The sequence below is a fragment of the Pseudomonas sp. JQ36 genome (assembly GCF_053851495.1).
On record NZ_CM132642.1, the window covers coordinates 5,378,341 to 5,392,332 of the forward strand.

Annotated in this window: 11 protein-coding genes; 9 read left to right on the forward strand and 2 right to left on the reverse strand. The window is 60.4% G+C overall.

All coding sequences use genetic code 11. The annotated features are described in order from the left end of the window. Nucleotides 1–83: 83 nt before the first annotated feature. The 6 genes from ACS4NR_RS24285 to ACS4NR_RS24310 are packed head-to-tail and all read left to right on the forward strand — an operon-like array spanning nt 84 to nt 7,364. On the forward strand, nt 84–1,841 hold the full coding sequence (locus ACS4NR_RS24285) for a carbamoyltransferase family protein (protein ID WP_253149167.1): 1,758 nt from the start codon (nt 84–86) through the stop codon (nt 1,839–1,841). Next, nucleotides 1,825–2,955, forward strand: a complete 1,131-nt coding sequence (locus ACS4NR_RS24290) for a glycosyltransferase (RefSeq protein ID WP_027611372.1) — start codon at nt 1,825–1,827, stop codon at nt 2,953–2,955. Before ACS4NR_RS24285 ends, ACS4NR_RS24290 begins: the two co-directional genes overlap by 17 nt. Beyond that, nucleotides 2,955–3,851 (forward strand): antimicrobial resistance protein Mig-14, encoded by an 897-nt coding sequence (locus ACS4NR_RS24295; protein ID WP_443531743.1) that lies wholly within the window; start codon nt 2,955–2,957, stop codon nt 3,849–3,851. The genes ACS4NR_RS24290 and ACS4NR_RS24295 overlap by 1 nt, the downstream gene beginning before the upstream one ends. Nucleotides 3,852–3,859: 8 nt before the next feature. Then, the gene (locus ACS4NR_RS24300) at nt 3,860–5,296 is read left to right on the forward strand and encodes a PIG-L deacetylase family protein (protein WP_456018530.1); all 1,437 of its coding nucleotides are present in this window, start codon (nt 3,860–3,862) and stop codon (nt 5,294–5,296) included. After that, nucleotides 5,293–6,447, forward strand: coding sequence for a glycosyltransferase family 4 protein (locus tag ACS4NR_RS24305; protein ID WP_456018531.1), 1,155 nt, complete (start codon nt 5,293–5,295; stop codon nt 6,445–6,447). The genes ACS4NR_RS24300 and ACS4NR_RS24305 overlap by 4 nt, the downstream gene beginning before the upstream one ends. Before the next feature lie 32 nt (nt 6,448–6,479). Further along, nucleotides 6,480–7,364, forward strand: a complete 885-nt coding sequence (locus ACS4NR_RS24310; RefSeq protein ID WP_456020409.1) for a glycosyltransferase — start codon at nt 6,480–6,482, stop codon at nt 7,362–7,364. Between the two features lie 18 nt (nt 7,365–7,382). Here ACS4NR_RS24310 and ACS4NR_RS24315 read toward each other — a convergent pair whose 3' ends face one another. Both ACS4NR_RS24315 and ACS4NR_RS24320 read right to left on the reverse strand, forming a co-directional pair. Next, complete coding sequence (locus ACS4NR_RS24315) at nt 7,383–8,600, reverse strand: acyltransferase family protein (protein WP_095138084.1); 1,218 nt, start codon at nt 8,598–8,600, stop codon at nt 7,383–7,385. Further along, complete coding sequence (locus ACS4NR_RS24320; protein ID WP_456018532.1) at nt 8,600–10,459, reverse strand: O-antigen ligase family protein; 1,860 nt, start codon at nt 10,457–10,459, stop codon at nt 8,600–8,602. The genes ACS4NR_RS24315 and ACS4NR_RS24320 overlap by 1 nt, the downstream gene beginning before the upstream one ends. A 153-nt stretch (nt 10,460–10,612) precedes the next feature. Between ACS4NR_RS24320 and msbA the strand changes: the two genes are divergently transcribed. From msbA to cysC, 3 genes are all read left to right on the forward strand, one after another. Then, a complete protein-coding gene (gene msbA / locus ACS4NR_RS24325; RefSeq protein WP_115985376.1) occupies nt 10,613–12,415 on the forward strand; it encodes a lipid A export permease/ATP-binding protein MsbA in 1,803 nt (600 codons plus the stop codon). Nucleotides 12,416–12,648: 233 nt separating this feature from the next. Continuing rightward, entirely contained in the window at nt 12,649–13,353 is a 705-nt protein-coding gene (locus tag ACS4NR_RS24330; RefSeq protein ID WP_456018533.1) for a sulfotransferase family 2 domain-containing protein, read from the forward strand. Continuing rightward, a complete protein-coding gene (gene cysC / locus ACS4NR_RS24335) occupies nt 13,346–13,957 on the forward strand; it encodes an adenylyl-sulfate kinase (RefSeq protein ID WP_456018534.1) in 612 nt (203 codons plus the stop codon). The genes ACS4NR_RS24330 and cysC overlap by 8 nt, the downstream gene beginning before the upstream one ends. Nucleotides 13,958–13,992: the final 35 nt, after the last annotated feature.

Here is a 13,992-nt window from a genome sequence, read left to right on the forward strand (position 1 = left end):
TTAGCTGTCTCTCGCCCGGTGCGAGGGCACATCAATTTTCAAGGCGCATCGCGCCTGAATGCAGACTAAAGAGGCTAGACCCTGTGGCATTGACGATTCTTGGCCTGTCCGGCGCCCTTAGCCATGACCCTTCAGCCGCCTTGTACATCGACGGCAAGCTGGTGGCGGCGGCTGAAGAAGAGCGCTTCGTCCGCGATAAGCATGCAAAGAACCGCATGCCCTACGAATCGGCGAAGTTCTGCCTGGAACAGGCGGGTATCAAGCCGTCCGACGTTGACGTGGTGGCGATTCCGTTCGCCCCGATCAGCCTGTTCGGCAAGGCCCGCTGGCACTATGCCAAGCGTTACTGGTACGCGCCGGATCGCGCCCTCGATGCGATCCTGATGGGCAACCGTCGCTACAAGCGCTATCGCAACAAGATCGTCTGGTGCCTGGAGCAACTGGGTTTTGATCCGAAGAAGATCAAGATCGAGCCGGTCGAGCACCACCTGGCTCACGCCTCCAGCGCTTACCACTGCTCGGGTTTCAAAGAGAAAACCGCGATCCTCGGCATCGACGGCAAGGGCGAGTACGCGACGACCTTCTTCGGTTATGGCGAAAACGGCAAGATCCACAAGATCAAGGAATTCTTCGATCCGGACTCTCTCGGCGGCCTGTATGGCGCGATCACCGAGTTCCTCGGTTTCGAGATGCTCGACGGTGAGTTCAAGGTCATGGGCATGGCGCCGTACGGCGACGCCAGCAAATACGATTTCTCGCGTCTGGCCTCGTTCGAGAACGGCGAACTGGTGATCAACACCGACTACGCCAACGTGATCGGCCTGCGTCGCTATAAAGAGAAGGGCAAAGGCTTCTACTTCTCGCCGAAGCTGATCGAGTGGCTGGGTCCCAAGCGTGAAGGCGATATCGCCGACGAACCGTACATCCACTACGCCGCGAGCATGCAAGCGCTGTTCGAGAAACTGGCGTTGCAGATGATCGACTACTACCTGGGCGATGTGCTCAAGGAAACCGGCAAGCTGGCCTTCGCCGGTGGCTGCGCGTTGAACGTCAAGCTGAACCAGAAAATCATCGCCCGCGATGACATCAAGGAACTGTTCGTACAGCCTGCGTCCGGCGATGCCGGCACCGCGGTCGGCGCAGCGGCCTATGTGTCCCACGCCCGTGGCGTGCCGGTCGAGAAGATGGAACACGTCTACCTCGGCCCGTCGTACAGCAACGAAGATGTGATCGCCGCGTGCGCCCGTCACGAGAACAAGCCGACCTGGCGCAAGCTCGACAACATGCCGGAGCAGATCGCCAAAATCATGGTCGATGGCAACCCGGTAGCCTGGTTCCAGGGCCGCATGGAGTTCGGTCCGCGCGCGCTCGGTGGTCGTTCGATCATCGGTTGCCCGAGCGTGGCCGGTGTGGCTGACCGCATCAACCACCAGATCAAGTTCCGCGAGCGCTGGAGGCCTTTCTGCCCGTCGATGCTCGACACCGTTGCGCCACAGATGATCAAGATCGATCACCCGGCGCCGTTCATGACCTTCACCTTCGAAGTGGCGGAAGAGTGGAAGACCCGCGTGCCGGAAGTCGTCCACGAAGACGGCACTTCCCGGGCTCAGGTCCTGAAGCGCGAATACAACCCGCGCTACTACGACATGATGAAGGCACTGGAAGACCTCACCGGCAACGGCGTGTCGCTGAACACTTCGCTGAACCGTCGTGGTGAACCGATGATCTGCTCGCCGACCGATGCCCTGAACATGTTCTTCGGCTCCGATCTGCAGTACCTGATCATGGAAGACATTCTGGTGGTCAAAGAGGGCGCAAACGCTTATGACTCGCTCGGCTGAACGCCATGTGCTGCAGTTCTGTCACGGCTATGACGGGCCGTTCCTCGACTGCGCACGGCAGTACGCCAGCCTGTTCGCGGGCACCGGTTATCGGGTGACCACGGTCTTTCTGACCGGGGCCGCCGACAGCGAGGTGGCCGCAGCGTGTGCTTCCGATGAAGTGTTGTTCATGGAATACAGCTCCAAGGCCATTCGTGGCCTGAAGCTGGGCGCCATCGGCGATCTGCGCAAGATCGCCGCATCACGCAATTTCAGTTTCTGCATCGCCCATCGCTTCAAGCCGATCTACATCGCCTTGCTCGGCACCTCGCTGCCGGTGATTGGCGTGCATCACGCGTTTGACGATTACAAACGTGGCACGCGCAAGCTGTTCGCACATATTTTCCGCAAGCGTCTGAGCCTGCTCGGCGTCTCCGACGCGGTGCGCGACGACATGCGGCGCTGTCTGCCGAAATGGCCGTCGACCCGCATCCAGACCTTGTACAACCGCATTGATGTGCCGGCCTTGCAGGCCAGTCAGGTGTCAGCCCGCGAGGCTCGCGAGACCCTCGGTCTGGCGGCGGATGCGTTCATTGTCGGCAACGTCGGACGGCTGCACCCGGACAAGGATCAAGCCACCTTGCTGCACGGTTTCGCCGCGGCGTTGCCCGGTCTGCCGGGCAACAGTCAGCTGGTGATTCTCGGCAAGGGCCGTCTGGAACAGGACCTCAAGGAGCTGGCGCGCGAACTGGGCATCGGTGACCGGGTGCTGTTTCTCGGCCAGGTGCCGGACGCGCGCAATTACTTCCGCGCATTCGATGTGTTTGCCCTGAGCTCCGATCACGAACCGTTCGGCATGGTGCTGCTCGAAGCCATGGCCGCTGGCGTGCCGTTGCTCGCCACGGCCTGTGGCGGGGCGAAGGAAGTGGTCGAAGGCGTTGGCATTCTGTTCCCGCTGGGCGATGCCGAACACCTTGCACAAGGCCTGCAACATTTGGCCGGTATGGATGATCAGCAGCGCCGGCAGTGCGCCGAGCTGATGCTCGATCGCCTGCGCGAGCGTTTCTCCGACCGTGCGGTGCGCGACACCTTCTGGCGTCTGCCGCAAGTTACCGATCTGGCACCGAGGGGCTGATGCTCAACCGATTTCAAGGCTGGCGCGAACGTGGCTGGTCGCCCGTTGACGCCTCCACCTATGCCACCGCCTGGCAGCGTTTTGGCGGCAGCGTCGCGACCCATCCTTTGGTCGTCGAGCGTCTGGCGGATCTGGCCGGCATCCCGGTGCGCTATCTGGCGTGGGAGCAGGGCGGCGAAGTCAAAGCGGCGATCCCGACCTGGGGCCGCGATCTGGCACTGTCCAAGGACGTGCTCAAGCGTAACGGCAAGAAAGGTCTGTTCGACCTCGGCAATGCCGAGCTGATCCTGCCGGCCGCCGTCGATGCCCAGGCACCGTTGCGCCATCGCGCACGCTATCTGTCGGCGCTCAATGAAAACCGCTTCAGCGGCCTCAAGTTGCAGACCGAACAACTGGCCATGGCCCGCACCCCCGAAGAGCTGTCGAAGAAGTTTCGCTACAACCAGCGCCGCGAACTGCGCCTGCTGGAAGAGGCGGGTGGCGTGGTACGTCCGGTCGCAGAGTTTTCCAGTGCAGAACTGGCGGCGATCTACTGTGATCTGTTCCAGCGCCGCTGGGGCTTCCCGGCCACCGGCGCGGCGCGCATGGCCGAGGTCATCGAGCTGCTGCGCGAACTGCTGATTGGCTCGGTGATCTTCCTCAACGACGCGCCGATCGCCATTCAACTGGTGTATCGCGTCGAAGCGCCGGAGTGGATCAGCGTCGAATACATCAACGGTGGCGTCGATCCCGAGACCCGCGAATTCAGCCCTGGTAGCGTGTTGAGCTTCCTCAACACGCAAAGTGCCTGGGAACACGCGCGAGCACTGAACAAGCCGCTGCGGTTTTCCTTCGGTCGCGCCGACCGTGAATACAAGGATCGCTGGTGCAATCCTGTGCCGGTGTTCACCGTATGAGTCAGCCCATGAGCCGCAAACAGCAACTGCTCAAGCGTCATCGGCGCAATAAACGCATTACCTTGCTGATCGCCCTGGTGGTGTTGATCGCGCTCGGTGTGCTGGTCGCGTGGTGGTTGCCCCTGGTGCTCGCGGTGGTTGGCTGGATCGCCCACGAGGCATGGTTTGCCGATCATCTGTTCTATTCGCCGAAAGACGATTACCAGTACAGCTTTCCGCCGTTCACACCGCAGCCGAAGGTGCATTTGAGCGGCGAGCAATTGCGTCTGGATGAAGGCGTGATGCTGGTCGACGAGGCCACACTGATTCTCGCGGTGCGAGTGAAAAGCAACTGGCTCGGACGCTTCTTTGATCCGCGCGTCGAACTGCTCGGCGGGGCGAATCCCGATTCGCAAACCTTCGAGCGCGGGGTCAATGGCCTGCGTTATCTGAATCTGAGCGGTCAGGCGCAAGCTTTGTCGCAAGGCCAGTTGCGCTTGCGCGGGCGCTTTTGCCGAGTCTTCGGCGAGCCGGTGCTGTGGGCGCTGGAGCAACCGGACTACCGCCGTCAGCGGGTGATGGTGATTGCCCCGCACGCCGACGATGCCGAGTTGGCGGCGTATGGCTTGTACAGTCAGGCCGATGAAGCCTGGATCGTCACCCTGACCGCAGGTGAGATCGAAGCCGAACACTATCAACAGATGGGCATGAACAAGGTCGAGGCGGCGCGGCTCAAGGGCCGTCTGCGTGCCTGGGACAGCCTCGCCGTGCCGCGTTGGGCCGGTGTGCCGCAGGAACACTGCGTGCAACTCGGCTACTTCTGCCTGCAACTGGCGGCGATGCAGGCCGCACCGAATCAGGCAGTGGGGTCGCGCGAAGCGGACTTGAACGACACGCGACTGTTTCGTCAGTTGAATCCGTTCACTCTGCCGGGCGATGCCGACGGCGCGCCGACCTGGAACAACCTGCTGGCCGACCTGCGTGAAGTGCTGCTGCGCGCCCGTCCGGAGGTGATCGTGCTGCCGCACCCGACCCTCGATCCGCACCCTGACCATATCTGCGCCCAGCAAGCGGTTTTGCAGGCGCTCCAGGGGCTCGACTGGCAGCCGACGTTGCTCGGTTATGCCAACCATTTGCATGACAACGACCGCTGGCCGATGGGCAACACCGGGCAGGGCATTGCCTTGCCGCCTGCCTTCGATTTGGCGGTGCCGATGCAGCCGCTGTGCCTGCCGCTGTCCATTGAGTTGCAACGGGACAAGGCCATGGCGCTGGGCATGATGCATGACCTGCAGCCGCCGGCTCCGTTCAAGCGTCGCCTGCGCCGGGTTATCCAGCGCGTGCTGGCCGGGCGGGCCGCGTCGGTCTACGGCGAAAACGAATTTTTTCGAAAAGCGGTCAGGCGCCAGGAGTTGTTCTGGCTACTGAAGCACGGTGAGACAGGCGTCCAGCGGGGAGAGTCATGAGTCAACGGTTCAAGGTGTTGCAGCTGCAACCCGACTACAACGTCAAAGCCCATGACTTTGCCGACCTCGCCGAGCAGATCGTCAAGGCGCTGCCGAGCGATCGCTATGAGATCACCGCGGCTTTCCTGCGCGGCAAACCGGGGCCGGGCGAGCCGGTGAGCCGGGCCGACCATTCGGTGTACTTCGAGTTTTCCGACAAGTCGCTCAAGGGCATGCGCCTGCGGGCGATGTGGCAGCTGTACAAGTTCTGCCGCCGGGAAAAGTTCGACGTGGTGATCTGCAACCGCTTCAAACCGGTGAATATGATGCTGGCGCTCAATCGCTGGCTGAAGGTGCCGCTGTGCATTGGCATCTCCCACGGTTTCGGCGAATACGACCGCTTTTACCGGCGTCGTCAGACCCAGCGTCTGATCGATCGGCACTGGCGCTTCGTCGGTGTGTCGCCGGCGGTCAAACAGTACCTGCTCGATTGCGATTGCGGCTTCACCGACCAGAACACCTACGCCATCACCAATGCCATCGACATCCAGCAGGCCGAAGGCTTGCAGCACAGCCGCGAAAAAGCTCGCGAGTTGTTGGGCATCGATCCGAATGTGCGCTTGATCGGCGCGCTGGGGCGGCTGGTATCGGTCAAGGGCCACACCTATCTGCTGCAGGCCTTTGCCGCACTGAAGGACAAATACCCGAACACCCAGTTGGCGATCATCGGTGCCGGGCGCCTGCAGGCACCGCTGGCGGCCGAGATCGAGCAATTGGGCCTGAGCGGTCGCGCGCACCTGCTGGGTTTCAAGGAAAACGCTCTGCAATACGTGCGTGCGTTCGACATCTGGACCATGCCGTCGCTGGCCGAAGGCCTGGGCCTGGCGTTGCTCGAAGGCATGAGCGGACACCTGCCGGTGATCGCTTCGAACGTGCCGGCGATGTTGCCGCTGATCGAAGGTGCCGGTGGTCTGGCGATCACGCCCAAGGACGTGCCGAGTCTGGTCGCCGCACTGGATAACTATCTGGCGCTGTCGGACGACGAACTCAAGACCAAGGGCGAGCAGGCCTACCGCTATCTGCAGGAACAACACGACATCGAGGTGTTCCGTCAGGAATACCTGGATCTGATCGACTCTGGCCTGGAGCAGGCCCGCAAGGAGCAGCCGTGAGCGAAGAGAAAACCGTGAGCGAAGAACAAGCCATGAGCGAAGCCAACGCTCTCGTCACCGTGATCATCGCCTCGTACAACCACGGCCCGTATATTGAGGAAAGCATCCTCAGCGTCCTCAACCAGAGCTACAAGAACATCGAGCTGTTGGTGGTCGATGACGGTTCGAAGGACGACAGCGTCGAGCGCATTAGCGCGTTGCAGGCGCAGTACGGCTTCGATTTCCGTGTGCAGCAGAATCAGGGCCTGACCAATACCCTAAACGGCGCGATCGCCCGCTCGAAGGGCAGCCTGATCGTGCCATTCGGCTCCGATGACATCATGTACCCCGAACGTATTGCTACCCAGGTGGCGTACATGGACGGCAAGCCTGAAGTCGGGATCTGTGCCGGCAATATCGAGCTGATGCACGCCGACGGCAGCCTTTATCCAGAAAAGCGTCAGCGCCGCGACGTGCCGTTTCGCCGCCTCGATTTCGACGACATGTTTCTTGAACGCAAGCCGTATCCGCCAGCGCCGACGCTGATGATCCGTCGTGAGGCGCTGGAGAAGGTGGGAGGATTCGATCCGACGATTCGTCTTGAAGACCTGTACATCGAGCTGAAGGTGACCCGTGCTGGCTACTTCATCGACGGTTTGAATGTGGTGATGGCGCGCTACCGCAAGCACGCCACCAACTCGTACAAGAACCATCGCTTCATGATCGAGAACATCCTGCGCACCTATGCGCTGTTCAGCGATCATCCGCTGTACGACGAAGTGCGCTTCAAGGCGCTGAACTCGATGTTCCTCAAGACCGCAAACCGCAATCGCAAGCTGGCACGCGAGCTACTGGCACAGATCCCGTTCAAGGCCTGGAACAAGAAGACCTGGCGCGGACTGGGGCGTTTGCTCTTTTCCCCGCTGGAAAAGGAGTGAGGCGACGGTCGCTCGCACTCAGCGAGCGACCTTCTCCGGCAGGCGCTTTTCGCCCTTCTGACGCTGGCGCAGCCAATGCACAACCTTCTTGCCGGCAGCCATGCCCGGCTGTTCGATATAGAGGAACGTCGCGCTGCTGATCAGAATCAGCAAGCACGTGCAGACGGCCACCAGGGGCAAGTACACCGCCGTTTCTCGCGCATCGATATCCAGCAATAGCGGCAGCCGTTGTACCATCAGCCACAGGACAAACCCGTGCAGCAGATAGGTGCTGTAGCTGATTTCGCCGAGCCAGCGAATGCTGCGTGGTTTCAGCGCGCCGAACAGATTATTGCCGGACGCCACGATCACGAAAAACAACCCCAGCAAAAACAGCGGTGCAGTCTTGAATGCACGACTGAACGCGGTGAACGCAATCACCAGCGCGAGCACGGCAATGATGCTCGCCAGGCGTGACTGGCTCCATGCCACGAGCGCCGGTCGGCGAATCCAGTAGGCGGCGGCGATGCCACCGAGGAAGCTCGCCAGAAAGTGTTTCTTCAGCGAATGTTCCCAGCCGATGACCTGGTACAGCGTGTAGATGCCGATCAGGCACAGCACCACCTGCAACCAGCTGCCGCGGTAGATGAACACCAGCCCGGCCAATGGCAGCGCCATGTAGAAAAACACCTCATAGGCCAGCGTCCAGGTGACGTTGGATATCAGCATGCCGGAATGACGGTACTGGTTGATGTCCGGGCGGTCGAACGTCAGCCAGGCGAGGATCTGTTTGAACAGCTCCAGGCCAGGCTCCTTCATTTGCCAGTCCTGCAAGTGGAAGATCGAGACGAACACCAGCAGCATCAGCGGCAGGTACAGCGGATACAGACGAAATGCCCGTGAGACGCCGAACGCCAGCCAGTCATGGTTGCGTCCCTGCGCGAGCAGGCGGCTCCAGAACAGAAAACCGGTGATCATGAAGAACAGCGCGACGCTGCCCTGACCCAGCATCGAATAGAAGTTGCTCGGCGGAAAGTCGATCACCCCGGTGCGCAAGAAGATCCAGGTAATGACCGAGTGGTGCACGAACACACCAAACGCCAGATAGCCGCGCAGACCGTCGATGCTGGCATATCGACTTTCGCCGGAATGCTGCAGGTGCCGAGCGATTTTCGGCACCGCGCGCAACAGCAAAGCGGAGGTGACGATGGCCAGCAGATAGGCTGCCAGCGCGATAAGCGGATTGGTTTCGATCATCACTGAACTCGGGCCGGGGCGTTGCCGGCCAGCACTTGCCTGTGCAGGTTTTCAACCGCGGATTTGGACGCCGTCATGGCGTACCCCTGGAGCAACGCATCGAGGTGATCCTCGAACAGCCAGCGTTTGTCGACAGTGTAACGTTGCATATGACGCAAATTGCGTTGGCGCAGGGAAAGACTGAGCGGAGTAGGGTAGATACGCAGGTCGGCCAGATCGATCAAGCCGAACTCGCCATCTTCCAGCACCAGTACGTTGCCCAGATGCAGCGAGCGGAAATACACGCCTTTCTCGTGCAGTTGCGCCATGAATTTGCCAAAGCGCTCCACCAGCGCCTGGCGCACCGCTGGAGCCGTAATGCTCTGCAGCACCTGACGCAGCGTGTGCCCCGCTAATGGCGTGTAATGCACGGCACTGCTGCCATCGTCGAGACGGTACAGATTCAATATTTGTGGGGTCGGAATGCCCATCTGGCGCAGTTGTTCGCTGTTGACCGCGAAACGTTCGGAGTAGGGATTAAAGCTGCCGGAGGTGTACCAGCGGCGACGGCGGAACAGTTTGAGGAAGCTGCCATCGGTCAGGCGCAGGACTTTCGGGCCCAGGCCGTCTTCTTCGATGATCCGGGCTTCGCGGCTCAATTGTTCCAGGCCTTCAAGCGACAGCTTTTGCACTGGAAGGGTCAAAAGACGCCGCGCACGTTGATTGATGCTCAACGCCGCGATCAGTGCCAGTGGGATCCACAACAGGAACCAGTGTTCCTTGGGCCGTGAAATGATCCCGCCGCCCTCGGTCAGCCCGGCACCGATACCGAATACCAGCCAGGTCGAGGCAATGATCAGCAGTGGCTGCACACGCTGGCGCCAACTGCTCAGCAGGCCCCAGAACAGGAAAAACAACCATGGCAGCAGGCCGATGATGCCGACGTAATACAGGACACCGAGGGCAAAGCTGTGTGGTTCCTGAAGGATGTAGCCAACGCCCGGGTCGACAGCGAGGGTGGCACTGTAGCCATGACCGAGCCACGGGTGGTCGGCAATCTTGTGCAACACGATTTGCCAGATTTCCAGCCGGTAGGAATCACCTCGTTCAATGATCATCTGCGAAAACAGCGTGAAGACCGCGACCCCGCTCAGGGCCAGGGCCACCAGCAACCCCACTGAACGTCGGTTCCAGCAGATGAAGCACAGCCACAGCGCGGCCATGGTCAGTGCTACCAGCGGCGTTCGGGAGCCGGTGCCGATCACCGCCATGAACATGATCGCCATCGCCGGCACGCTGAGCCACATCATCTGGCGGCGCTTGCAGGTCATGGTCACGCTCAGCCAGTAGGCACTGAAGAAGCCGAACAGGTGCGAGCTGAGCAACGGGTTATCGAAGGCACCACCGCCGATCAGGCGCATGCCTGGTTCATAAACCCGGGCGAACATGAACAGAAAAATGGTCGTGGCAATCAGTGCGACCAGCGCCGCGCCGAACAGCAAGGGTTGCAGGATATCGCTGCGATAGCGCACCAGCAGGTAACAGCCGGCAAACAGCAGCAAAGTGTGCAGCGGTGGCTTGAACATTCCGCCAAGTAGCTCGCCAGGGCCCCACGCCAGGCTGAGCAAGGCCCATGCAGCAAACAGCAGGACTGCAATGAAGATCGGCTCGCGCAGCAGCTCCTTGAGTTCGCGCGGGCGCAGGCATAGGGCGATCAGTGTCGGAATGCTGAACAGGCCATAGAACAGCTTGTGATGCAGGCTTCGACCCGGCAAAAAGAACAGCGCGCACAGGAGCAGGAAATAACCGGCGGGAAGAATCCACAGGCTAATGAAATCGAAAATCCGATTGGACGTACTGCTGAAGCCGCGAAGTTGCATGCTGTGAGATTCATTCCTGAGGTTGATCGACCATTCGAGTGATGGCTATTTGATGCAGAAAAGGTGCATAACAATAACAGCCTTTCGCCGATTGCCAGAACCCTGAAGAAGCTGTGCTAAAGTCAGCGTCCTTTTTATCGACTTTCGCGTGATATGACCGATTCCAGTCCCGCCGCAAGCCCATCGAGCTTGAAAATCTACTTCCGCCTGCTCGGCTATGTCCGGCCGTACATCAGTCTGTTCCTGATCAGCATCGTCGGCTTTCTGATTTTCGCCTCGACGCAACCGATGCTTGGCTACATCCTCAAGTACTTTGTCGATGGCCTGTCCAACCCTGAAGCGGTGCTGTTTCCCTCCGTGCCGTACCTGCGTGACCTGCAGCTGCTGCAGGCCGTACCGCTACTGATCATCCTGATCGCCGCGTGGCAGGGGCTGGGCTCCTATCTGGGCAACTATTTCCTGGCCAAGGTTTCCCTGGGCCTGGTGCATGACTTGCGTGTGCAGTTGTTCAACAACCTGTTGGTGCTGCCTAACCGCTACTTCGACAAGCATAACTCCGGTCATCTGATTTCGCGTATCACCTTCAACGTGACGATGGTCACGGGGGCGGCAACGGATGCGATCAAGGTCGTAATCCGTGAAGGCATGACGGTGATCTTCCTGTTCGCCTCGCTGTTGTTCATGAACTGGAAGCTGACCCTGGTGATGGTGGCGATCCTGCCGCTCATCGCCTTGATGGTGCGCACCGCCAGCAAGAAATTCCGCAAACAGAGCAAGAAGATTCAACTGGCGATGGGTGACGTCACGCATGTGGCCTCGGAAACCATTCAGGGTTATCGCGTGGTTCGCAGCTTCGGCGGCGAGGCCTATGAAGAAAAGCGCTTCCTCGATGCCAGTCAGGGCAACACCGACAAGCAACTGCGCATGACTCGCACGGGTGCGATCTACACGCCGATGCTGCAACTGGTGATCTACACCGCCATGGCCGTGCTGATGTTCCTGGTGCTGTACCTGCGCGGTGACGCCTCTGCCGGTGACATGGTTGCCTACATCACCCTGGCGGGCCTGCTGCCCAAGCCGATCCGTCAATTGTCCGAAGTCAGCTCGACCATTCAGAAAGGCGTGGCCGGTGCCGAGAGCATTTTCGAGCAACTGGATGTCGAGCCGGAAGTCGATACCGGTACGGTCGAGCGCGATGCGGTGAGCGGTCGTCTGGACGTGCGCAACCTCAGCTTCACCTACCCTGGCACCGAACGCCAGGTGCTGGACGACATCAGTTTCTCGGTCCAGCCAGGGCAGATGGTCGCACTGGTCGGGCGTTCGGGCAGTGGCAAGTCGACGCTGGCCAACCTGATCCCGCGTTTCTATCACCACGACAAGGGCGAAATCCTCATCGACGATGTGGAAGTCGAACAGTACAAACTGCTCAACCTGCGTCGTCACATCGCTCAGGTGACCCAGCACGTGACCCTGTTCAGCGATACCGTGGCCAACAACATCGCCTATGGCGATCTGGCCGGTGCGCCGCGCGAGGACATCGAGAAAGCCGCACGTGATGCCTACGCGATGGACTTCATTTCGCAACTGCCGCAAGGTCTGGACACCCAGGTCGGCGAGAACGGCGTCCTGCTTTCCGGTGGTCAGCGTCAGCGTCTGGCGATTGCCCGTGCGCTGCTGAAGAACGCGCCTCTGCTGATTCTCGACGAGGCCACCTCGGCACTCGACACCGAGTCCGAGCGGCACATTCAGGCGGCACTGGATCAGGTGATGAAGGGGCGTACCACGCTGGTGATCGCTCACCGTCTGTCGACCATCGAGAAGGCCGACCTGATTCTGGTCATGGATCAGGGCCGCATCGTCGAGCGCGGCACCCACGACCAGTTGCTGGCGCAAAATGGTTACTACGCGCGCCTCAACGCCATGGGCCTCGATGCCCCGGCTGAAGATATCGCCTGATTCCAGGCCCTGCCCTGTGGGAGCGAGCCTGCTCGCGAAGCGCTGCAACAGACGACGTCCGTGTCGAATGTTCACCCGCTATCGCGAGTAGGCTCGCTCCCACAGTCGTTTGTATCCAGACCTTTACCCTTCTTGACCAAACCGGAATAAATCCGGGCACCGCGCTTGTTAAGGTTCCTCAACGAACTCTGACTTTTCATCGAGGGGGCCATCCCCGTCGCGCGGGTGCTTTCATGTTGCAACGCTATCTCTGGAAACTGCTGCCAAAGCCGCAGCGGGCCTTTCTGCTCGGGCGCCTGTCGGTGGTCGATCGCCAGGTGGTGAACAAGTCGATGTCGGCCAACCTGACGTTTCCCCAGCCCTTCCAGCAACGTTCCTGCCTGTTCATCCATGTCCCGAAATGCGCTGGCAGCAGCGTTTGCACGGCGCTGTTCGACGGCTGGCGACCCGGGCACTTGCCGTTGTACTGGTACGAAGAGCAATTCCCCGAGCCGTTCGCCAACGCCTTCAAGTTCGCTTTTGTTCGCGACCCGCTGGAACGCGCCTATTCGGCCTACGCCTTTTTGCGTGGCAACGAGTTGAGCGCGCGTGACCATCTGGCGCAGCGGCTGGTGCGGCAATACCGCGATTTTGATGACTTTGTTGCACGCTGGCTGCATCCGGAAACGATTTCCCGGCAGTTGCACTTTGCCGCGCAGACGGACTTTCTTACCGATTCGCTGGGGCATCTGGCGCTGGACTTCATCGGGTATCAGGAACATCTGACTCGGGATTTTCGTCTGGTCTGCGAGCAGTTGGGGCTGACTGTGGAGTTGCCTCACGTCAACGTGTCGCGGGAACGACAATCGACGCCGGCGCGCGAGTTCTGTTCGGTGCGCACCCGGCGACTGGTGCGTCGGGTGTATCAGCGTGATTACGAGTTGCTCGGTTATGAATGAGTCCCTGTCACTGCCGCTACAGACGCTCGCCATTCGGCCTTACGGTCTGGCGCTCTCGCACCAGGCCCGGGCAGCGCTCAAGGCACAACGCCCGCGTTGTCTGTGGTTGACCGGGTTTTCCGGCGCCGGCAAGTCAACCCTGGCCAATGCCCTCGAACTGCACCTGCATGCGTCGGGTCTGCACACCTTTTTGCTTGATGGCGACAATGTGCGCAATGGACTGTGTCGCGACCTGGGCATGAGCGACGTCTGTCGCCGGGAAAACATCCGGCGTATGGCCGAGGTGGCGCGGTTGATGGTCGACGCCGGGCTGATTGTGATCGTTGCGGCCATTTCGCCGTTCCGCGCCGAACGCGACGCCGCGCGCAGGCTGTTTGCCCAGGATGAATTCATTGAAGTGCACGTCAGCACTTCGCTCGAAGTCTGCGCCCGTCGCGATCCGAAAGGTTTGTATCAGGCCGTACGGGAAGGTCGGATCACGCACTTTACGGGCGTGGATAGTCCTTACGAAGCGCCATTGGCAGCCGAGTGGCAGATCGACACCGAGGCGCTGCAATTGTCCGAAGCCTGTGGACAACTGGCGGCACTGGTGCTCAAAAAATGAGCAAAGTAACGGACTGTTTCATCCTGTTGCAGGCT